General features: G+C 34.8%; 13 protein-coding genes and 1 pseudogene. 5 read left to right on the top strand and 9 right to left on the bottom strand.

The features are described from left to right. The first annotated feature begins 184 nt into the window (after positions 1-184). Genes NST35_RS00615 through NST35_RS00605 form a run of 3 tightly spaced genes read left to right on the top strand, consistent with a single transcriptional unit; the run spans position 185 to position 3,518 of the window. Positions 185-1,291, top strand: coding sequence for an NAD(P)/FAD-dependent oxidoreductase (locus tag NST35_RS00615; RefSeq protein ID WP_002458129.1), 1,107 nt, complete (start codon positions 185-187; stop codon positions 1,289-1,291). Continuing rightward, positions 1,285-2,667, top strand: coding sequence for a nucleoside recognition domain-containing protein (locus NST35_RS00610; protein ID WP_002458130.1), 1,383 nt, complete (start codon positions 1,285-1,287; stop codon positions 2,665-2,667). The genes NST35_RS00615 and NST35_RS00610 overlap by 7 nt, the downstream gene beginning before the upstream one ends. Next, complete coding sequence (locus NST35_RS00605; RefSeq protein ID WP_002458131.1) at positions 2,637-3,518, top strand: CobW family GTP-binding protein; 882 nt, start codon at positions 2,637-2,639, stop codon at positions 3,516-3,518. The genes NST35_RS00610 and NST35_RS00605 overlap by 31 nt, the downstream gene beginning before the upstream one ends. Positions 3,519-3,673: 155 nt before the next feature. Here NST35_RS00605 and NST35_RS00600 read toward each other — a convergent pair. After that, positions 3,674-4,445, bottom strand: a pseudogene (locus tag NST35_RS00600) (tandem-type lipoprotein). 212 nt (positions 4,446-4,657) lie between these two features. Then, positions 4,658-6,589 (bottom strand): YSIRK domain-containing triacylglycerol lipase GehD, encoded by a 1,932-nt coding sequence (gehD, locus tag NST35_RS00595; RefSeq protein WP_032603008.1) that lies wholly within the window; start codon positions 6,587-6,589, stop codon positions 4,658-4,660. A 492-nt stretch (positions 6,590-7,081) separates the two neighbouring features. Here gehD and NST35_RS00590 point away from each other — a divergent pair, with 492 nt between their 5' ends. Further along, entirely contained in the window at positions 7,082-8,269 is a 1,188-nt protein-coding gene (locus NST35_RS00590) for a cysteine protease staphopain (RefSeq protein WP_002458135.1), read from the top strand. Positions 8,270-8,286: 17 nt separating this feature from the next. Further along, positions 8,287-8,604, top strand: coding sequence for a staphostatin A (locus NST35_RS00585; RefSeq protein ID WP_001830557.1), 318 nt, complete (start codon positions 8,287-8,289; stop codon positions 8,602-8,604). 168 nt (positions 8,605-8,772) lie between these two features. Here the strand turns inward: NST35_RS00585 and NST35_RS00580 are convergent, their stop codons facing one another. The 7 genes from NST35_RS00580 to NST35_RS00550 form a co-directional block, all read right to left on the bottom strand. Then, positions 8,773-18,648 (bottom strand): putative Ig domain-containing protein, encoded by a 9,876-nt coding sequence (locus NST35_RS00580; protein ID WP_340747223.1) that lies wholly within the window; start codon positions 18,646-18,648, stop codon positions 8,773-8,775. Positions 18,649-18,957: 309 nt separating this feature from the next. Beyond that, on the bottom strand, positions 18,958-19,644 hold the full coding sequence (locus NST35_RS00575) for a 6-carboxyhexanoate--CoA ligase (protein WP_002490396.1): 687 nt from the start codon (positions 19,642-19,644) through the stop codon (positions 18,958-18,960). Continuing rightward, positions 19,637-20,770: an aminotransferase class I/II-fold pyridoxal phosphate-dependent enzyme gene (locus NST35_RS00570; protein WP_002458442.1), complete on the bottom strand. Its 1,134-nt coding sequence runs from the start codon at positions 20,768-20,770 to the stop codon at positions 19,637-19,639. Before NST35_RS00570 ends, NST35_RS00575 begins: the two co-directional genes overlap by 8 nt. A gap of 10 nt (positions 20,771-20,780) precedes the next feature. Further along, a complete protein-coding gene (gene bioA, locus NST35_RS00565; protein ID WP_002458443.1) occupies positions 20,781-22,136 on the bottom strand; it encodes an adenosylmethionine--8-amino-7-oxononanoate transaminase in 1,356 nt (451 codons plus the stop codon). Next, the gene (gene bioD, locus NST35_RS00560) at positions 22,129-22,800 is read right to left on the bottom strand and encodes a dethiobiotin synthase (RefSeq protein WP_002458444.1); all 672 of its coding nucleotides are present in this window, start codon (positions 22,798-22,800) and stop codon (positions 22,129-22,131) included. The genes bioA and bioD overlap by 8 nt, the downstream gene beginning before the upstream one ends. A gap of 347 nt (positions 22,801-23,147) precedes the next feature. Continuing rightward, positions 23,148-23,300 carry a beta-class phenol-soluble modulin gene (locus NST35_RS00555; protein WP_002458445.1) on the bottom strand — a complete coding sequence of 51 codons (153 nt, stop codon included), beginning with the start codon at positions 23,298-23,300 and terminating at the stop codon, positions 23,148-23,150. A gap of 206 nt (positions 23,301-23,506) precedes the next feature. After that, on the bottom strand, positions 23,507-24,358 hold the full coding sequence (locus NST35_RS00550) for a trypsin-like serine peptidase (protein ID WP_002458446.1): 852 nt from the start codon (positions 24,356-24,358) through the stop codon (positions 23,507-23,509). Positions 24,359-24,553: the final 195 nt, after the last annotated feature.

The raw sequence follows: 24,553 nt of genomic DNA, 5'->3' as shown, positions 1-24,553 counted from the left end.
TAATCTCTAAAAAGTCTGAAAAAAACAAATTTTTTCAATTTGATAGATTCATGCACAATATGTTCAAGAAAATCCATAAACCTACTGTTTCTTTTTCATTTGAAAAGTGACTTAATTATCGCTATACTTTTAAATCGTAATAATTACGTTTTATAGAAACGAAAATGAGAAAGGATGTGTTACCATGTCTCATCATCGCATCATTATCATCGGCGCAGGAGCCGCTGGCCTGGGTATGGCAATCACTTTACAAGAATTCAATATTAAAAATGTTCTAATTGTTGAAAAGGGAACCATCGGTCATTCATTTAAACATTGGCCTCTATCAACAAAGACCATCACACCATCATTTACAACTAATGGTTTTGGCATGCCAGATATGAATGCAATAGCTAAAGATACATCACCTGCCTTCACTTTCAATGAAGAACATTTATCTGGAAAACGTTATGCTGAATACCTCTCACTAGTAGCTACGCATTACAATCTAAATGTCAAAACAAACACCAATGTTTCACGTGTAACATACATAGATGGTGTATATCATGTATCAACGGACTATGGTGTATATACCGCAGATTATATATTTATAGCAACTGGAGACTATTCATTCCCATATCATCCTTTTTCATATGGACGTCATTACAGTGAAATTCAAACATTCACTCAATTAAAAGGTGATGCTTTTACAATCATTGGTGGTAATGAGAGTGCTTTTGATGCTGCCATAAACCTTAGTCAAACAGGCGCAAGAATATCAATATATACATCTAAAACTGGACTTAATAAGGAAGATGCAGACCCAAGTATAAGATTATCACCATATACTCAACAGCGATTACAGAACGCTATACAAGAAGGTGCATTAATTGAAATGCATGTGGGCTACCGAGCACACAAAGTAACATATCAAGATCATTCCTATAAGATACACTTTGATAATGGGCATATTGTTCACTCTCATACTGAACCGATTATCGCAACTGGATTTGATGTCACCCAAAATCCTTTAATAGAGCAGCTATTTCAAATACGACAATCAGAAATTCAGTTAACAGAATTGGACGAGTCTACAAAGTTTCCTAATGTATTTTTAATTGGTGCTACTGTACGTCATCAAAATGCTATCCTTTGTTACATATATAAATTCAGAGCACGTTTTGCAGTATTAGCACGCATAGTAAGCCTACGCGAAGGCTTACCTGAAGATACGTCGTTAATTCAGTCGTATCGTCAAAAAAATATGTTTCTAGACGATTATCATTGTTGTGATGTGAATTGCACATGTTAACAGTAACCTTTAATTTACGTGATGGGACGTTTACTGACATTCCAGATGATGCACATGAGTTGATCATTGAAGGTTATGACAAATTAACCTCTAGCCAACAAGTTTTGTTAAAACGTTACATTATCAAACACCAATTAGATATTTCATTACAACACGGTGTCCCTTCATCGCCACTTCATAGTTTAAATATCATTAAAACATTGCGTACTTTTGTTAAGGAGAGCAAAGTATACCATCCTCGTTTTCACAATATTATTTATGGGTGGTGCTTTATCATACTCATGTTTGCTTTACCCATCTACTTGTCTTATCACATTTCAGACGGATTACAACATTATGTGGCACCCTGGTTATCAAAACTATCTCAAATATCATTATTTCAAGAGGATAAATTGCAACATATTTTATTCGGTCATTATGGTGTCATCTCCTTAGGCACATATTCGTTTATCTGGGCGTTACCAGTTGTTTTTATGATTAGTTTATCCACAGCGCTTGTAGATATCAGTCATTTAAAGCATCATCTCGTTTGGTCTATCGAACCTACGATGTTACGACTAGGTCTTCATGGGGCAGATATCATCCCCTTGTTAGAAGGCTTTGGTTGTAATGCTGCTGCTATTACTCAAGCTACTCATCAATGTCATCAATGTACCAAAGTACAATGCATGAGCTTGGTAAGTTTTGGGACTGCCTGCAGTTACCAAATTGGGGCAACATTATCGATATTCAACGCAAGCCAAAAATCTTGGTTATTTTTGCCATATTTATGCATGATATTCATAGGTGGAATCATACATAACAAACTATGGTATAGTCATCAAACACATATGACAACACAGTCTGTTTTTCAACGACAACCTGTACGTTGGCCCAAACCAAAGCTACTCATGAAAGCAGCTTGGAGAAGTATTGCAATGTTTATTGTACAAGCCTTACCTATTTTTATAGGAATTTGCCTTATTGTAAGTCTATTGTCTCTTACGCCTATTTTGACTTTTATAGCAAATGCATTCATACCTTTATTATGGCTACTAGATGTACCTACACAGCTTGCACCAGGTATTCTGTTTTCAATGATACGTAAGGATGGGATGTTGTTGTTTAATACGAATGGCGGTACTTTAATTCAAAGACTTTCGGCATTCCAATTATTGTTGCTAGTCTTTTTTAGTTCAACATTTACAGCATGTTCAGTAACAATGACGATGCTCATACGACGGCTCGGTTCAATTCTAGGAATTAAAATGATAATGAAACAAATGGTATCGTCCACCCTTTGCGTCATCGTACTAGTCATAGCAATGTTAAGCATAGCTAAAATTTCAGACTTAGGAGTGATGTTATGGAAATCATTATTGTCAGTGGCTTTTTAGGAAGTGGCAAGACCTCAACACTCAATCATTTAATCGCTGATGCACTTGAAAACAATTTAAATACTGCCGTTATCATGAATGAATTTGGAAAATTAAGTGTAGATGGCCAACTTATAAATCATCCTAAAGTACCTATGAGTGAAATCACTGAAGGATGCATTTGTTGTGCAATGAAATCAGACGTATCACAGCAACTACATGAACTATACTTAAAATATCAACCAGATATCATCTTTATTGAATGTAGTGGTGTAGCTGAACCACTAGCTGTCGTCGATGCATGCTTCACGCCCGTACTTGCACCTTTTATCACTTTAAGGAGTATGGTCGGAATGATAGATGCAAGCATGTATGCACAAATTAAATCTTATCCACGTGACATTGTCGCTTTATTTTATGAACAACTGCGTCATTGTTCAACTTTATTTATTAATAAAATAGATAAAGTAGAGGTAGAAGAAACCGCTCGCTTGCTACGTCACCTCGAACGCATTAATAGCGATGCCAATATTCAAGTTGGTCAATTTGGAGAATTAAATTTAAAATCACTGCTAGAGCCAACACATATAAATTCAAATGCATGTGGCACTTTGCATAGTAATATAAATCATCAATTCATTGAAAATCCTAGGCTACAAACAAAAGAAGAAATGATTAGTGCGTTAGATAACTTGCCTCAAGATGTTTACCGTGTCAAAGGGTTTGTTCGTTTTTCAGATCAGCAACACGTTTATTTAGTACAGTATGCACAAGGAAATATTGAATTATCACCCATTCAACTTAAAGCTGATGTACCATTGCACCTTATTGTTATAGGCAAACATTTAAAACAAATACAACTTGATTTATAAAAACACATCTCTCAATTATCATCAGTTAAACTTTATACATAAACAAACCTCTAAATGACTTTTGTTCATTTAGAGGTTTGTTGTAATTATTTCAATATTTCTATAGTTCATTTTTTATTAACGTTTACGTTTTTAATCTGATTCCATGCTTACTTCTACTCATTATTTACCTCACTTGGATTCAATTCCACACTATCCGCAAAGTAGATGCTTTGTTCTTTGTTGTCAACAAAAGAAAACTCGATTTCTTTATAACCTATAGATGAACCTTTAAGATCACCATCACCTTTTAATATTAATTTTGGTGCTTTCTTTGTCGGGATGTTATATCTTTTTCTTAACTGTTTCACATTGTCATCTTCATTACTTAATTGATATTCTGCCGAATAACTTGGTACGTTTGGATTATAAGACACATTTCCATTCTTGTAGTCTTTTAAATTTTTAAAATCCCCATATTGAGAGAAAAACTGAAAGTTTTTAATTTCATTTTTTAATGTTTCATCGGCGATTGGTTTAGTCGGTTCAATTTTATTGTTCTTAAGTTGAACGGGGTATTTTTTATCTTTACTGTGCACTCTCCCCTTTTTATCTTCTGTAATTATACTTGTATAAAAATGGCCAGTCGTTTTTCTAGTATTTCTATTTATATACAAAACCATACCTCTAGATTTCATCGCTTGACCTTTTTTCTGAATTAATAATCCATGTCCCTTTGTCTCTCTTTTCAAATTCTTCATCACGATAGCCTTCTTTATCGTATAAGTCTTCTAAATTTTTAATTGGATACATACTTAATGTTTTGTGGAAACTTTCTTTAATTTCCGCTTCTTTCTTATTTTCTTTATTCATAAATCTACATCCGCCAATAAAACACGTTAATATTAAAAAGCTAATGCCACAAAGGAACTTCCCATAATATTTCATCTTTTCACATCTCTCTATTATTGTATACATTTATTAAATAAATCAATTATTGATATATATATTTATATAAAAATTAACTTTTATATTATCAAATCATTCATACACATTCAATTTAATTTATTTATATATTTTTTTCGGCGAAACAATCAAAAAACCTCATTAAATGTACCGCAATCATACATCTAATGAGGATATTATCGTTCTTTTAATCGCTACTTACGTGTAATACCATCTAACTCTTCGACTTTCAACATATTATTTATCATACTCATATAGAATTGACCTAATTCTTCACCAGTTCGCTTATAATCAGTAGTATCTAAGCCGACTAAATCTAGATGATCCCAATCATATTGTACGGGTCTCACTTGCCAAATACCCTTGTCAGTTGCCAGGTTCATCATACCTACCTTCTTAAATGCTTCATCACTTGGATGTAGTGAAGAAGACACAGGTACTATGCCATCATTTACTCTAACATTTTTATTGTCATCTCCACCTATCACACGACTTGTTAAATCGAATAGTGGGAATTGTCTAATATTCGGCACTTCATTGCCTAATGGTCCAGTATGTGTTGCAGCACCTGTATACGATGTATAGACGATATTAGGATTCAATGTTGTCATTTGGTTTAACTTTTCTGCTCCAGCAGTTGTTAAATCATTTACAGCCTGATCTTCAGTTTCCCAAACTTTACTATTCGCTATACGTTTTGCATATTCAGCATATGATTCATTAGGTTGCTGTTTGAAGCCCCATTGAGAAAAACCTAGTTCTAAATCGAGCGCTTTAGTTCCACCAATTTTTCCAATTCTATTAATTGTATCTTTAATAAATTTAGTCGACCCTAGTTTATCTGCAGCAGGTGTGCCATTATGAGGTGTTCCTAATGTAGTAATCGTAGACACCATGTTATCTTGTCCACCCTTAAACAAATCAGATACCGTACCACCATATTGACGTTGGTAGTCTATTTCTTCTTGATTTCCATTTCTTAAAAAATGTTCCATCAAACGTATCGTTTGGCCTCCCATACTATGTCCAACAAGATGTATCTTTTTACCTGGTTCCCAATCAGGCATGATGCCTTCATATGTTCTGCCATAGCGTTTGTGACCATATTTTGCAGCATGTGCTGCACCATAATCTACTCGTCCTCCTTTAATATAATAATACAGTTCAACAGCACGGTCATAATTGCTGCTAAATGCCCCTACATTGGCTTCGTGAACGCGGTAACCTAATTTTGTAAGTTCTTGTTTCACGTTATATTTAGTACCACCCCAATAATTTGGGTACATGCTGAATGCATCTTCACCGACTAAACCTACAAATCCATGTACAAACACGACTGGATATTGATTTTTATATTGAGCTTGCGCAGTAAGTTGATTGATATGTTTAGTTTGTTTTGATTTCACAACGCGTGGTGAAGTTAATGATGGTTGCTTTTTTTGATTTGTTTTAACTGTTTTATCAGTTTTTGTGTTACCTATTTTGTGTACTTTAGAAGATGGTTGTTTTACTGTTTTATCTCTATCTTCTATAGACTGTGATTGTTTAGGTTGTGTTCCTTTTAAAGATGAGGCTTGAGTTTGATCAGATGGGTGTTGCTTTTTATCTGATGAATCTTGATCATTATTTTGGTTTTGAGTATTAGGTTGATGTTCTGTTTGTGAGTGTTGATTATCTTTAAACTGTTGTTTGTCTTTATCATCTTGATTTTGGCCTTTTGGATATGTATCCTGACGTGAATTTGGGGTAACATGATTGTCTTTTGATTGTTGTTCCATTGAAGTTTGTTTTTGGTCATTTAATGGTGACGTTTGTCTTGAATCTTGTTGTATTTGATTATCCTTTTTTTGTACATTGCCATCAGATTGATTCTCTTGATTAGTCTTTGATTGGCTCGCTGTCTCACCCTCTTGATTCAATTCGTAAGATAAATGAGTTGTATCTTCTTTTTGTTCAACTTGTTCTGTTTGTTGTGACTGTTCGTTAGAATCTGATGATGATTGTGTCATTTCAGCAGCTTGAGCATGCTGACCACTGACAAATATTGTAATCCCAGTAATGATTGACACGACTCCCACCGTGTACTTCCTAATGCTAAATCTTCTTGTTTCATTATTATTTTTCAAAAAAATCACCTCTATAAGTTTTTTCCCCTATAAAATATGAAAATATAACTGTTATGTATAGATTAACATAAAAATATAAATTACTTTAGGTTATTTATTAAAACTTTGTAAACTTTAAATTTTAAATTATTAAAAATAATCAATACTTACATATAATTATTATGTTTATACACAACATTAAAATTGATTGATAACATATATTGAAAATGTCTTTCATTACACATGATGAAAAAGCATGAACACTTGATAATAATTAGAAGTGATAATTATAAACATTTGCTTCATAGTCGTGTTAAAAGTATAGACATCATGTCACTAAATCCATCCATTATTTTATTATAATTTATATCAATTTGATTTTGTTCAATTTATATATTTAACGTATAAGTATTATAACTTAACGTTTAGGAAATAAATGAATTATATTTTAAAATAAATGTTATATTCAGTTTGAAAGAGTTGCAAAAAACTTTAGTAAAGGAGTACTTTTTTATGAAGAAAAAATTAAGTTATATGATTACCATTATGCTTGCTTTTACGCTAAGTTTAGCACTTGGCCTATTTTTCAATAGTGCTCACGCCGACTCGTTACCACAAAAGGATGGTGCAAACCAAAAAACAACTAAAGTCACTGTCAGTAATAAAGACGTTCCAAATGCAGTTCGCAAACTTGCTGAAGAACAATATTTATCTCGTGTAGCTTTATTAGATAAAGCTTCCAACCACAAAGCAACATCGTATACACTTGGTGAACCTTTTAAAATTTATAAATTTAATAAGGAAAGCGACGGCAATTATTATTATCCAGTGCTCAATAAAAAAGGAGATGTCGTTTATGTAGTAACAATTTCTCCTAATCCTTCAAATTCTAAAGCTTCAAAACAGCAAAACAATTATTCCATTAATGTTTCTCCATTTCTTTCTAAAATATTAAATCAATATAAAAATCAAAAGATAACAATTTTGACTAATACAAAAGGATATTTTGCACTTACTGAAGATGGTAAAGTGACACTTGTGCTTAAAACGCCACGTAATAATGAAAAAACATATGAAAATGCCACTAAATCCACTAAACCTAAAGATTTAAATGATTTTAAACAAACTGCATCAGTAACAAAACCAACTTTAGAATATCAAAGTACGCGAAATGAAATTCACGCAGAATATGTAAATCAATTAAAGAATTTCAGAATACGCGAAACACAAGGGTATAATAGTTGGTGTGCCGGCTATACTATGTCAGCACTACTCAATGCCACATATAACACAAATCGATATAATGCAGAATCAGTAATGAGATATTTACATCCTAATTTAAGAGGTCACGACTTCCAATTTACAGGACTAACATCTAACGAGATGCTTCGTTTTGGTAGATCACAAGGCAGAAATACTCAATATCTTAATAGAATGACTTCATATAATGAAGTAGACCAATTAACAACTAATAATCAAGGTATAGCTGTATTAGGTAAGCGTGTTGAATCAAGCGATGGTATTCACGCTGGACATGCCATGGCTGTGGCTGGTAATGCTAAAGTTAACCACGGACAAGAAGTCATTTTAATTTGGAACCCATGGGACAATGGTTTCATGACTCAAGATGCACATAGTAATATCATTCCAGTATCAAATGGCGATCACTATGAATGGTATGCATCAATTTATGGTTATTAATATAGAAAGGTGTGCTTATGCATAATTACAACAACATTAACATCGTAAGTGATGATTCAAAATATCAAGAAATTTGTTGGTTCCATACATTAGAAGGTATTTGGCACCCTGTAGAAGTAGAAACTTCACCATTAAATATTACATTTAATAAAGAGATAACACCTAATTACGTTTGTACGTTAATAAATGAAGATTCCAGAAAAATAATTTTAAGTAATGTAGACAATCCGAATATCATTATTGAAATGATTCTTATTAATTCAAAAAAATTGGTTTTTAATGCTATAAGTAAAGAAGGCTTAGGTACTTCGCCTAAAATCACGTTTACAAAATAATTTATACCCTGTAACTCTTTCATTAAAAAACAATATGATATAACTAAAAAGCTCCCAGTAAAGGTCACATTTTAAATGCTTTCTTTACTGGGAGTGTTTTATAAATATTTGTGTGTGGTTTAGAGATAAACTTAAATAATACACAGTATCTCTTATACTTTAAGATGTCTATTCTTTACCATCTTCATCTTTTTTGCGTCGTTTAAAGAATAAAAGTAATGCACCTAGACTAGCGACTAAAGTACCAAATAAAGTACTTTTATTGAGGTTTTCCTCACCTGTTTGTGGTAAATCTTTATTTATCTCATTTGTTCTAGATTTTTTAACAGGTTGATTCACTTTATTTCGACTATATTGATTGTTATTGATATCAGACACATTTTGTTGTTCAAATGTTGCTGATTTATTATTTTTATTACTTATGTCTTTCGAATATCTTGAATAATCATAAGTTGACATATCTTTTTCAACAATCTTTGTCGGTTTATTAACACTCATTATTTTTTCTGATTTGTTATGATAACTTTGCTGTTCTGACGCCTTATGCTTAAGTGATTTCGAATTATTCTTTGTTACAGTATCAGTTACTGTTCCAGGTTTTTCACTATTCTTATCTTCTTCGTGAACTGTTGCTATAGAAGGTTCAGATACATTTCCTTCTTCGTCAACAACTTTTACAATCAATTGTTGTCCCACTTTAAATTTCTCGTCAGATGGTATTTGAATATGATAGTTGCCATCACTATCTACTTTACCTTCTACTTTGTTACCGTCTGGGAATGTTACTTCTACTATTGTTCCAGGTTCACCTCGACCACTAACTTCTGTAGAGTTCTCTGTCACTTTATTGATTGTTGGTTGCTCTGGTGCTGTCGTATCGATGACAGTCGTAGTTGTTGTTTCCGATTTGTTTCCTGCTTTATCAATTGCGATGACTTGTAGTGGTTGTCCACCTTTCAACGTTGTCTCTGACGGTACTTGAATATGATAGTTGCCATCACTATCTACTTTACCTTCTACTTTGTTACCGTCTGGGAATGTTACTTCTACTATTGTTCCAGGTTCACCTCGACCACTAACTTCTGTGGAGTTCTCCGTTACTTTATTGATTGTTGGTTGCTCTGGTGCTGTCGTATCGATGATATTGATAGTCAAGGTTGTGGTAGCGGTATTGCCATCTTTGTCTATCGTTGTAATAGTGATTAGATATTTTCCTACCTCAGTTGGTGTACCACTGATTGTGTTCGTTGCTTCATCAAATGTTACACCAGCCGGTAAGCCGTCTACTTTATTTGTTACGGCTTGGCCACTATTATCTTTCGCCTCTATCTTAATCGGCTCAATTTCTGTATTAACTTCTTGTGTTTGATCCGCAATATCTTCAACCGTCGGTTTTGTTGTATCTTTCACTTCAATTGTAAATGTTGTTGTTTCAGAATTACCACTCTCATCCGTTGTCGTTACCGTCACTGTGTAACTACCCACTTCACTTGGTGTGCCGCTGATTGTGTTCGTTGCTTCATCAAACGTTACACCATCAGGTAAACCTTCTACTTTATTTGTTACGGCTTGGCCACTATTATCTTTCGCCTCTATCTTAATCGGCTCAATTTCTGTATTAACTTCTTGTGTTTGATCTGCAACACTTTCAACCGTTGGTTTTGTTGTATCTTTCACATCAATTGTGAACGTTGTTTCTGTTACGTTGCCACTCTCATCTGTTGTCGTTACTGTAATACCATAACTACCCACTTCATTTGGTGTTCCGCTGATTGTGTTTGTTGCTTCATCAAATGTTACACCGTCAGGTAAGCCGTCCACTTTATTCGTTACCGCTTGACCACTATTGTCTGTTGCTTCTATCTTAATCGGCTCAATTTCTGTGTTAACCTCTTGTGTTTGATCCGCAACACTTTCAACCGTCGGTTTTGTTGTATCTTTCACTTCAATTGTAAATGTTGTTGTTTCAGAATTACCACTCTCATCCGTTGTCGTTACCGTCACTGTGTAACTACCCACTTCACTTGGTGTTCCACTAATTGTATTCGTTGCTTCATCAAATGTTACACCGTCAGGTAAGCCGTCTACTTTATTCGTTACGGCTTGGCCACTGTTGTCCTCTGACTCTATTGTAATCGGAGTAATTTCTGTATTAACCTCTTGCGTTTGATTCGCAATACTTTCAACCGTTGGTTTTGTCGTATCTTCTACATTAATTGTAAATGTTGTTTCTGTTGCGTTGCCACTCTCATCTGTTGTTGTTACCGTAACATCGTAACTACCCACTTCACTTGGCGTACCACTGATTGTATTCGTCGTTTCATCAAATGTTACACCGTCAGGTAGGCCGTCTACTTTATTTGTTACGGCTTGACCACTATTGTCTGTTGCTTCTATCTTAATTGGCTCAATCTCTGTATTAACTTCTTGTGTTTGATCCGCAACACTTTCAACCGTTGGTTTTGATGTATCTTCCACATCAATTGTGAATGTTGTTGTTTCAGAATTACCACTCTCATCTGTTGTTGTTACTGTCACTGTGTAGCTACCTACTTTACTTGGTGTACCGCTAATTGTATTCGTCACTTCATCAAACGTTACGCCGTCAGGTAGGCCGTCTACTTTATTTGTTATGGCTTGGCCACTATTGTCTGTTGCTTCTATCTTAATTGGATCTATTTCTGTATTAACTTCTTGTGTTTGATCTGCAATATCTTCAACCGTCGGTTTTGTCGTATCTTCCACATCAATTGTGAATGTTGTTGTTTCAGAATTACCACTCTCATCTGTTGTCGTTACCGTCACTGTGTAACTGCCTACTTCACTTGGCGTACCACTGATTGTGTTCGTTGCTTCATCAAATGTTACACCAGCCGGTAAGCCGTCTACTTTATTCGTTACGGCTTGGCCACTATTGTCTCTCGCCTCTATCTTAATCGACTCAATTTCTGTATTAACTTCTTGTGTTTGATCTGCAACACTTTCAACCGTTGGTTTTGTTGTATCTTTCACATCAATTGTAAATATTGTTGTTTCAGAATTACCACTCTCATCCGTTGTCGTTACTTTAATATCGTAACTACCCACTTCATTTGGTGTACCGCTAATTGTGTTCGTTGCTTCATCAAATGTTACACCAGCCGGTAAGCCGTCTACTTTATTCGTTACGGCTTGGCCACTATTGTCTCTCGCCTCTATCTTAATCGACTCAATTTCTGTATTAACTTCTTGTGTTTGATCTGCAACACTTTCAACCGTTGGTTTTGTTGTATCTTTCACATCAATTGTAAATATTGTTGTTTCAGAATTACCACTCTCATCCGTTGTCGTTACTTTAATATCGTAACTACCCACTTCATTTGGTGTACCGCTAATTGTGTTCGTTGCTTCATCAAATGTTACACCAGCCGGTAAGCCGTCTACTTTATTCGTTACGGCTTGGCCACTATTGTCTCTCGCCTCTATCTTAATCGGCTCAATTTCTGTATTAACTTCTTGTGTTTGATCTGCAACACTTTCAACCGTTGGTTTTGTTGTATCTTTCACATCAATTGTAAATATTGTTGTTTCAGAATTACCACTCTCATCTGTTGTTGTTACCGTAACATCGTAACTACCTACTTCGCTTGGCGTACCGTTGATTGTGTTCGTTGCTTCATCAAATGTTACACCAGCCGGTAAGCCGTCTACTTTATTCGTTACGGCTTGGCCACTGTTATCTTCTGACTCTATTGTAATCGGAGTAATTTCTGTGTTAACTTCTTGCGTTTGATCTGCAATATCTTCAACCGTCGGTTTTGTCGTATCTTCTACATTGATTGTGAATGTTGTTTCTGTTGCGTTACCACTCTCATCCGTTGTCGTCACTTTAATATCGTAACTACCGACTTCATTTGGTGTACCGCTGATTGTGTTTGTTGCTTCATCAAATGTTACGCCGTCAGGTAGACCTTCCACTTTATTTGTTACTGTTTGACCACTATTGTCTGTTGCTTCTATCTTAATCGGAGTAATCTCTGTGTTAACTTCTTGTGTTTGATTCGCAACACTTTCAACCGTTGGTTTTGATGTATCTTCCACATCAATTGTGAATGTTGTTTCTGTTGCGTTACCACTTTCATCTGTTGTCGTCACTTTAATATCGTAACTACCCACTTCACTTGGCGTACCACTGATTGTGTTCGCTGCTTCATCAAATGTTACACCGTCAGGTAAGCCGTCCACTTTATTCGTTACGGCTTGGCCACTGTTATCCTCTGACTCTATTGTAATCGGAGTAATTTCTGTGTTAACCTCTTGTGTTTGATCCGCAACACTTTCAACCGTTGGTTTAGTCGTATCTTCTACATCAATTGTGAATGTTGTTTCTGTTGCGTTACCACTCTCATCCGTTGTCGTTACTGTCACTGTGTAACTACCTACTTCACTTGGTGTTCCACTAATTGTATTCGTCGCTTCATCAAATGTTACACCAGCAGGTAAGCCGTCTACTTTGTTTGTTACTGCTTGGCCACTGTTGTCTGTCGCCTCTATCTTAATCGGCTCAATTTCTGTATTAACCTCTTGTGTTTGATCCGCAATATCTTTAACCGTTGGTTTAGTCGTATCTTCCACATCAATTGTGAATGTTGTTTCTGTTTCGTTGCCACTCTCATCTGTTGTCGTCACTTTAATATCGTAACTACCCACTTCACTTGGTGTTCCGCTGATTGTGTTTGTTGTTTCATCAAACGTTACACCGTTAGGTAAACCGTCTACTTTATTCGTTACTGTTTGGCCACTATTGTCTCTCGCCTCTATCTTAATCGGAGTAATTTCTGTGTTAACTTCTTGCGTTTGATCCGCAACACTTTCAACCGTCGGTTTTGTCGTATCTTCCACATCAATTGTGAATGTTGTTGTTTCAGAATTACCACTCTCATCCGTTGTCGTTACCGTCACTGTGTAACTACCCGTTTCACTTGGTGTACCACTGATTGTGTTTGTTGTTTCATCAAACGTTACGCCGTCAGGTAGGCCTTCTACTTTATTCGTTACCGCTTGACCACTATTGTCTGTTGCTTCTATCTTAATTGGCTCAATCTCTGTATTAACTTCTTGTTTTTGATCTGCAATATCTTCAACCGTCGGTTTTGTCGTGTCTTTCACATCAATTGTGAATGTTGTTTCTGTTGCGTTACCACTTTCATCCGTTGTCGTTACCGTCACTGTGTAACTGCCTACTTCACTTGGTGTTCCACTGATTGTGTTCGTCACTTCATCATACGTTACACCAGCCGGTAAACCGTCTACTTTATTCGTTACGGCTTGGCCACTATTATCTTTCGCCTCTATCTTAATCGGCTCAATTTCTGTGTTAACCTCTTGTGTTTGATCCGCAACACTTTCAACCGTTGGTTTTGTCGTATCTTCTACATTAATTGTAAATGTTGTTGTTTCAGAATTACCACTCTCATCCGTTGTCGTTACTGTAATATCGTAACTACCTACTTTACTTGGTGTACCACTGATTGTATTCGTCGTTTCATCAAATGTTACACCAGCAGGTAAGCCGTCTACTTTATTCGTTACCCCTTGACCACTATTGTCTGTTGCTTCTATCTTAATTGGCTCAATTTCTGTATTAATCTCTTGCGTTTGATCCGCAATACTTTCAACCGTTGGTTTTGTCGTATCTTCCACATCAATTGTGAATGTTGTTTCTGTTGCGTTACCACTCTCATCTGTTGTCGTTACCGTCACTGTGTAACTACCCACTTCATTTGGTGTACCACTGATTGTGTTTGTTGTTTCATCAAACGTTACGCCGTCAGGTAGGCCTTCTACTTTATTTGTTACCCCTTGACCACTATTGTCTGTTGCTTCTATCTTAATCGGAGTAATCTCTGTGTTAACCTCTTGCGTTTGATCTGCAATATCTTCAACCGTCGGTTTTGTCGTATCTTCTACATTGATTGTGAATGTTATTTCTGTTGCGTTACCACTCTCATCCGTTGTCGTTACCGTAACATCGTAACTACCCACTTCACTTGGCGTACCACTAATTGTATTCGTCGCTTCATCAAATGTTACACCAGCTGGTAAGCCGTCTACTTTATTTGTTACGGCTTGGCCACTATTGTCTCTCGCCTCTATCTTAATCGGAGTAATTTCTGTATTAACTTCTTGTGTTTGATCTGCAACACTTTCAACCGTTGGTTTTGATGTATCTTCCACATCAATTGTGAATGTTGTTTCTGTTGCGTTACCACTTTCATCTGTTGTCGTCACTTTAATATCGTAACTACCCACTTCACTTGGCGTACCACTGATTGTGTTCGTTGCTTCATCAAATGTTACACCGTCAGGTAAGCCGTCCACTTTATTCGTTACTGTTTGACCACTATTGTCTGTCGCCTCTATCTTAATCGGAGTAATTTCTGTGTTAACTTCTTGCGTTTGATCCGCAATATCTTCAACCGTCGGTTTTGTCGTATCTTCTACATCAATTGTGAATGTTGTCGTTTCAGAATTACCACTCTCATCTGTTGTCGTTACTTTAATATCGTAACTACCTACTTCGCTTGGCGTACCGCTGATTGTGTTCGTTGCTTCATCAAATGTTACACCAGCAGGTAAGCCGTCTACTTTATTCGTTACCCCTTGACCACTATTGTCTGTTGCTTCTATCTTAATTGGCTCAATCTCTGTATTAACTTCTTGTTTTTGATCCGCAACACTTTCAACCGTTGGTTTTGTCGTATCTTCCACATCAATTGTGAATGTTGTTGTTTCAGAGTTACCACTCTCATCTGTTGTCGTTACCGTCACTGTGTAACTACCCACTTCACTTGGCGTACCACTGATTGTGTTTGTTGTTTCATCAAACGTTACGCCGTCAGGTAGGCCTTCTACTTTATTTGTTACGGCTTGGCCACTGTTATCTTCTGACTCTATTGTAATCGGAGTAATTTCTGTGTTAACTTCTTGCGTTTGATCTACAATATCTTCAACCGTCGGTTTTGTCGTGTCTTTCACATCAATTGTGAATGTTGTTGTTTCAGAATTACCACTCTCATCTGTTGTTGTTACCGTCACTGTGTAACTACCCACTTCACTTGGCGTACCACTGATTGTATTCGTCGTTTCATCAAACGTTACACCGTCAGGTAAACCTTCTACTTTATTTGTTACGGCTTGGCCACTATTGTCTCTCGCCTCTATCTTAATCGGAGTAATTTCTGTATTAACTTCTTGTGTTTGATCTGCAACACTTTCAACCGTTGGTTTTGTCGTATCTTCTACATTGATTGTAAATGTTGTTTCTGTTGCGTTGCCACTCTCATCCGTTGTCGTTACCGTCACTGTGTAACTGCCTACTTCACTTGGTGTACCGCTAATTGTATTGGTTGCTTCATCAAATGTTACACCGTCAGGTAGACCTTCCACTTTATTCATTACTGTTTGGCCACTATTGTCTGTTGCTTCTATCTTAATTGGCTCAATTTCTGTGTTAACCTCTTGTGTTTGATCCGCAACACTTTCAACCGTTGGTTTTGTTGTATCTACAACATTTATCTTAAACGATGTTTCCGTTTCGTTTCCTTTTACATCTCTTGATATCACTGTCACTGTGTATAAACCAACATCTGTTGGTGTGCCACTTATCATATTTGAACTGTTATTAAATGTCACTCCAGCTGGAAGTCCGCGCACATCGTGCATTACCTTATCTCCACTGTTGTCTGTTGCTTCAATTATAAATGGGTTAAATGCTGTGTTAACTTCTTGCGTTTTATTGCTTATTGCTTTTACTGCTGGTGGCGTTTTATCAATTACAGATATTGTGATAGCAGGTGATACGTTATCTCCTTTATCTATTGATGTTATTTTAATTGTTTCTTTTCCTGTAAGAACGTAATCACTAGGTATTGTAATGGAGAAATTTCCATTAGTATCTACTTTGCCATTAAGTGTGCGACCATCACTAAATGTTAAATTAATATTTGTATCAGCTTCAGCCGTTCCCTTGATTGAAGTGTCTTCAGTTGTAATATTATTGGCTTTCGGCGCTACAGGAGCAATTCTATCTATCATGTCTATATATGATGACGCATAAGAACCAAATAGACGTTTGTTAGGTGCTCCCGAATCGTAAGAATCTAAGTAGTCTACTTCCATCCATGAATCAAAAGTTTCTCTTGCACTTACTTTTGATGCAATACTTTCAAGCGTGTAGCCATCTTTTAATTTATAAGAAATTGTATAGCTTCTAGATTGACCGAGCGTCCCAAAAAACACATTCTTATCTAAACTAGTTCTAGCATTACTAAGTTGATCTGACGTATTGTTATTCTTAATAGAAATTTCATTAATCTTACTACTATCAAATAATCCATCATTATCAATCGACCCATTCACGTAACGATCTTGGCTAATAGGTTTTCCATCTGGGTCCGAAACATATAATTTCACTGAATTAGGGTCTATATACGGTATCAGTTCTTTATTCACTTGTTCTTTAACATAAAGTACTGCTCTATAATCAGTTTGTAAAAAGTTCTCATTTGGTTTAAATGTATGTACTGATTTTATACTCTTTTGAGAACTATCATATTTGATTTTATTAATCACTCTGCCAGCTGTAAAACCTGATTTTTGAGTTGTATTTGGTGCTTTACTATCAAGCGTTGGTGTGATAGAGGCGACTTGTATACTCTCTTCTGCGATGGCGCCATCATTAGTTGTCCAAGTATGTGTTAAATACACAGGTCTATTATTTGAATAGCCTAAGCTAGATAATGTTTGTGAATTCTTTAATGTGATGAGAATTTCATGATTTGTCACTGAACCGATTTCCCCACTATTAACAGTACTTCCATTTATAGGTGCGCTCCAATTTTGACCATTATTAGTAGTATCCATTTTCACACCACTTAAAGTGATTGACTCAATTTGAGTGTAGAAATCACTTTGAGCAAATGATAAATTAACTTTACCACCATTCACAAAGTTACTTTGAAGAGAGAGCCATTTAGTTAAATTTAATTTAATGACACTTCCAGTGTTATCTTGTGACTGTGAAATACCAGCGTGACGTAAATTACTATTTTCTTTAACAGTTGTCGCATCATAACCAAGGTCATTTAATAAATATGAATACTCGGAATTATTAGGTTTTGTATACGTTTTAGGTTTTGTGTCCTCAGTAGCAGCAAGCAAATTAATTCTTGAATTATCATTTCTTAAATTAAGCGGTGTCGCCATTAAATTGGTAAAACCAGTGAAATTATCACTTTGTGGTGAAGGACTCTCATCATGACTTGTTAACTGTGTTGTATCTAGTTCATTTTCTATGTCATTTGGAGTACTATTCGTCATATTATTGCTATCTGAATGGTTTACTTCGTCAGTGGTTTGATGATTTGTATCGTTTGATAAGCTAGTCTTTTCAATATTAGTAGATTCTTTTGGTGTGGAACTCGTAGCTTCGTCCTTGTTGGAAGATTCTTTAGAAGTAGGATTTAATGTTGATTGCGTATCTTGATTAGTATTGGAGTTATCGTGTTGAGTTGTATTTAAATCATCTGATTGGTACGTTGATTCGTCTGAAGTACTTTCTGTATGATTTGTCGTTGCGTTGTCATCATTTTTGTTAGTGGTTTCATTGGTTGTCTGGTTGTCTGCAGATTTAACGTGGGTATCCGTTTCAGTTTCAGTCGATGTTCTTTGACTAAGCGTATCTTCATCATTCCGATTAGTTGATTCTTCAATAGAAGATGGATTGTTATTTTGTTCAAATTCTGATTCTAAAGTCGTATCTGCTGATGTGTTACTAATTTGATCATCTTCTGATTTAACCAGTTCTTCATCACTCGATTTGCTATCGTTTGTTTTATTATCTTCATTTTGAGAGAAGGTATTGTCCGTTTCAGCTGCTTTAACTTGTCCATTAATACCAAACACTAGCGTTGCGCCTATTAGTAAGGATGCTGTACCAGCTGAGAGCTTCCTAATACCATATTTATTAAGTAAATTAGGAAGAAATCCTTGTTTATTTTTCATTTTTTAAAATCACCCCAAAAAATTACTTAGTGTTATTTTAATGTATCGTTCATACATTATATTGAATTTATTATATGTTTTCAAATATACATCAATTTAATATTTCATATATCTGATTTCCCCAAATATTAATATCGTCATATTAAAATATAAGATATTATTTTCTAAAAATAACATTTAATGCATTTTAAGAGAAAATATATCAATAATTTAATGTATACGCAAAAAGTTTTGAACGTATTTTTAAATTGTTAGACATAAAAAAAGCCCAAAAGAAGGACGTTTCGTCCAGCTTTTGAGCATTATTCCTTATTTTTCTATGATTTCTTTAGGTACTGTTTCTAAAAAGGAAACATATGCATTTAAATTTATCCCTTCGTCTACGAAGATAATTCTTCCTCCGTGACGCGTACCTTTTTCTTTAATATTAAAGATTCTACGATATCCTAACTTAGGCGACGCATAATATCCAGTCGTGTAATGCAAATCGTCTGATACACATAGTTCTGCCTTTACACCTTCAAATGCATTGATACAAGTTGCAAGTGCACGTGCATCTTTTACTCTTTCTGATATTTCTCCATTACGTTTGCATGTTTTAAATGCTAAATGAGTTACCCTGATACCTCGTTGTTCAGTGCTATCAAGTCGTTGTCCGGTTTGTGCAGATAGAATAATGGCTCCAGTATAAGTAATATCATTCTTTATATATTCTAACCCTTTGTTTAGCGCATATTCAGAAACATCTGTTTGTTTCGCTAATTGTGTTAATGTATCGTTTAAATTTTCAACCACTGGTAATGCTACTAACGTTTGAATCGGTGCCTTAACCTTTTCAATTTTCAAATTTAAGAAATCTATATTTCCATTTTCATGATTAAAGGCTTTATTAAAATATTTTTTTAAATAATTTTCTAAATCTTCAAATTCACACATTGTTTCAGCACCGCTAATATGAATATCTTCATGGCTTGCACGCATTTTTATACTATACATAGCTATCACCTTCATCGTATTGTTTCATTACATTGAAAAGTCGATCAATATCATCTGTGTCATGAAAATAGGATAATGAAATTCTTAATGTTGGCTGTGACACTGTTGGATACCTTAAATAACTGACAAATATACCATGTTCAAATAACATGTCGTATTGTGCTTGTGCTGAAACCAAACTATCACAAACGATATTTTTGATGGGTGTATTAGATAATGGTTGATTGGGAAATAATTCCATAAATTGGTGATTAAAATATTCACTAAGTGCATTCAACTTCTCGCGTCTGTATGTATCTTCAATCACATGTTGTAAGCTCACTTGAATAAAATACAAATGATAGCTAGGTAAACTACTCGAGTAGATAAGCGAACGACCTTTATTAATAATTAAATCTTTTATATCTTTTGAACTTAGTATCAAGCCACCATGGGCTCCCCACGCTTTAGATAAACTTGAGGTAACTATGTCAATGTCTGCATGACACTCAAAGAGATTTAATCCTAAACTATGAGATGCGTCAATAATTAAAATCGCATTGTAACGTTGCTTGAGATTAACTAGCCTATTAATATCTGCTTTAGCACCATTAGTAGAAAACACACTATCAGAGACAATCACTTTTTGAACATCTGGATGCGAGTCCCGCGCTAAATGACTTTCCAGGTCATCATAGTTTAAATGTTGATAAATCACTTTTGATAGACCACTTAATTTAATACCGTCTATTATACTGGCGTGATTCTGTTGATCCGAAAAGATAACGACATTATTATTTTTAAAAATATTAAATACCGCTAAATTCGCATCGTAACCACTATTAAAAATTAAGGCGTCTTCAAAATTAAAATACTCGCTGATTGCCTGTTCTAATTGCTGATAAACAACTGAATTGCCACTCACTAATCTAGAACTTGATAGATGGATACTATATGTCTTTATAAAATCTAAGAAATTTTGAGGTTGATATTCAAGTTGTCCTATACCGAGATAATCGTTCGAAGTAAAATTAATATAAGATTGGTCATTGATATAAATATATTGTTTTTCTACGGACTGAATCGGTTGAAGCGCTCTATATAAACCTTTATCTTGTATCTGTTTTAACTGTGCTTTAATGTCCATAAATACCCTCTTACTTCTTACTTAATGTTTGATGTAAGGCTTTGTCGAAAATTTTAACCATTTTTTTAATTTCTTTATTAGACATACTTAAAATAGGTACAAAAGTGATGACATTTTCCAAATTCCGAATCATCAATCCATTCTCTTTACATCGACGTATAATCAGTTCTACAGTAGGAATATCGAGTGGTGTCTGCGTTGATTTGTTTTCAACTAATTCCACACCATACATTAATCCCCGCCCTCTAATATCTCCAATATTTTTATGAGGTTGAAGTGCCTCTAGGCGTTGCTTTAATGTTTGAGATGTCTTTTGAATGTGCCCAATCAGATGCTTCTTTTTAAAAAGATTAATATTCTCAAGTGCTACGGAACAAACTAACTGATTACCTGTATATGTATGACCGTGGAAAAACGTATTCTTACCATGACTCTGACTTAAAAAAGCATCATATATCTTTTGAGATGTTAAAGTTGCCGCTAACGGTAAATAACCGCCTGTAATTGCCTTACCCAGACACATAATATCTGGTTGTACATCTTCATGGTTACAGGCAAACATTTCTCCCGTACGCCCGAAACCAACAGCTACTTCATCACAAATCAGTAACACATCGTATTTTCTACATAACTGTTCTACAGCTTTCAAAAATCCATGTGGATGAACAAATAAACCTGTTGCACCTTGTATAAGTGGCTCTAAAATAAATCCTACTATTTCATCATTTTTCTCAGATAATATATCTTCAATTTGATTCAGTATTGAATTAAGCATTTCCGCTTCATTGCGGTACTTACTTTTATATAAACACGGTGTTTCTATCTGTATATTTTCAAAAATAAGGTCTTTAAAAATTTTGTGGAAACTATCGATACCACCAACGCTAACAGAACCTATAGTATCTCCATGATATCCATGATGTAATGTAAGAAATTTATTCTTCTTCGCATATCGTTTAGCATCGATATTCTTCCAATATTGATAAGCCATCTTAATAGCAATCTCTACCGACGCACTCCCCGTATCGGAGTAAAACACTTTTTGTAATTGATCTGGTGTTAATTTGACTAACTGCTCGGCAAGCTCAATCGATGGAATATTAGACGAACCTAATAGCGTAGAATGGGCAATCTTATCAAGTTGTTTATGAATGGCTTGATTTAACTTTTTATGTTGATGCCCGTGCACATTGACCCACAATGACGCATAACCATCTAAATATTTATTGCCTTCAGTATCGTATAAATAACTTCCGCGACCTTTTTCAATAATAATATTGTCATTTTTAGCATAGACTCCCATCTGTGTGAATGGGTGCCATACATACTGTGCATCTTTATGATTTAACTCTCGTGTATTAGTCATTGGATCCTCCTATCATTCGTTGTATAAATGCTTCGGAAAAGCTTTCTTGAGTCGCTTGATGACCTAACGTATAAACAGACTTATGTGTTAATTTTTCAATGGTATGTAAATTATCCTGTTCAATAGCGCTATCAGTATAGTTATTCATGATTAACACATTCGGGGGGAGTTCATGATGATCAATATATTTCTGATGAACGATGGCATCATTAATCGCACCTAATTTTGAAGGTAAGACGCTCACAATGAAATCCGATGTGTCTTTAATTAAATCTGTTGTCATATAAAAATGGTCACTGTATTCATAGATAGGCACTGCAATACCACCTGCACCTTCAATGAGAATCATATCGAATTGTGCTTCTAGTGATTCGAGTTTGTCTATCATTGTTTGATGGTTCAATTGCTGATGCCTTTCAATTTTAAATGCTAAATGTGGTGAAACTGGGTCTTTGAATGTGTAAAGTGACGTGACGTCATAGTCTAAATCGCATTCGTTTTTATAAATCTCTAAATCTGGGTATCTACCTCCACCGATTTCTTCAGTTTGAAAAGGTTTGAAAATACATACCCGATATCCCCTCGTTTTTAATGCCTTATAGAGATATTTAGTAACATACGTTTTACCGATGTCAGTATTCGTTCCAGTTATAAATATGTTCATGTTTATCATGTCACCTATCTTTAATGTAAACTTATTACATTTTAAAGTTTACATTTAGAGTATGAAGGTTGCAAGTGATAACAATAAGTGGGTGAAGTAGATAAAGTGTGTGATTAAATGAGGAAAGTAAAAGAATTTCGAGAAATGGTACGTGTTGCATATTTTAGATGTGAAGATAAACATAAATTTTGAATTCATTGTTACAAAATAAGGATAGAACTAATTTGTATAAGAGGATAATTAGAAGATTCACTCTAGCAATGGCGATTATTGCAAAAAAATACATCTGAGACAATCATTGATGTCCCAGATGATTATAAATAAAATCATTCATATGCGTATCAATATTAATAACCAAATGCGTGAGCAATATCTTGAATGATGCCACCTGCATTCGCTACGATGTTAACGATGCTTTTTGCCAATTCAGCATCATCTTCTGCTTGTGCTGCTGTTACTGTATCCACAATCGCTTCGCCTAATTTAGAAACGTGTTCCACGTCGTATTCCCTCCTCCCAATTAAGTTATCTATAGAGTATCATTGCTTGTTTAATACAAATTAAACTCAATTTTAAAATTTCGTAAATAACTCAACCGTTCATTATACGTAATTTTAATTTATACTTTAATTTTATATATTAGCGTACAATTAATAAGGGGGTTTCAACAATTCTAGAATACATTGTAGACATAACTTGAGTAGTATTACTTATTATGCTTAAGAATAAAAACTCTCGGATTACCATATAATGATTCTCCACCTGCAACTTCTTGTTTGGCATAAGGATGATTAGAACTACCTCTTAAATTATATCCATACGTACGGACCCCATAAACAACGTACTGGCTATCTACCATAGGAGATCCTGAATCACCAGCTCTAAATTTATCTTTTGTCATGAGCTCTGATTGATTCGATGCTTCTTGTAAAAAACGTAACTTATTCCAGTATGCATATGTATTGTTTCCGTTCATCACTGGATATCCTAAAGAATATAACTTCTTGTTAAATTTTAAACGCTTAATTTGTTGATTAGTTGCAAGTTTAAGTGGTTGCACATTAGCTTTTTGAGCCATATTTTCTTTAGTTTCAACGACCACCATATCATATGAAGGAACTTTATATATCTTTATAGCATGGAATTGATATGGAATCTTTTTACCGTCCCTGTTTAATTGAAATTTTATTTTACTTGGACTCGTTCTTTGACCATTTTTCTTATCTACAACATGTGCGTTGGTTACAAACGTATGATTGCCTACCATAAATCCTGTTCCCATACTATCTTTGCCCGGACCTTTCCAGCCATCCATGTTCGATACTCTTCCTACTGCTTTATATTTATTTTTATGCGCATAGTTATAACGTTTGATGACTATTTGACTACTATCAACTTTCTTCGCTTTATGATATGCAGCACTCGCATTATGATCTTCCATGCCATTGTAATAATAATTTCCTACTGCTTTTGCCTCATGCTGTGTATCTAAAATCATCAATGATGGTACTAGAACAGTTGTTACTAATGCTGTTATAAATAATTTTTTAAATTTCATTTTATTCATCCTTTTTTATTTAAAAATATACATAACACAACATTTATTTTACATATTTATTTAGGTCCTGAATAGAGCGACTTATATATCCTAAAGAAATATCATTCTTATACTTTAAATATAAAACTTTTCAAATATATTTTGATATTTTAAATCAACTTATCATAACTTCGAAAATGACGAAATATCTATAGT

The organism is Staphylococcus sp. FSL W8-0304 (assembly GCF_038006565.1).
Classification (GTDB): Bacteria; Bacillota; Bacilli; order Staphylococcales; family Staphylococcaceae; genus Staphylococcus; species Staphylococcus epidermidis.
The sequence above is the reverse complement of the archived record's forward strand: the minus strand, read 5'-3'. Positions and strand labels throughout refer to the sequence as shown.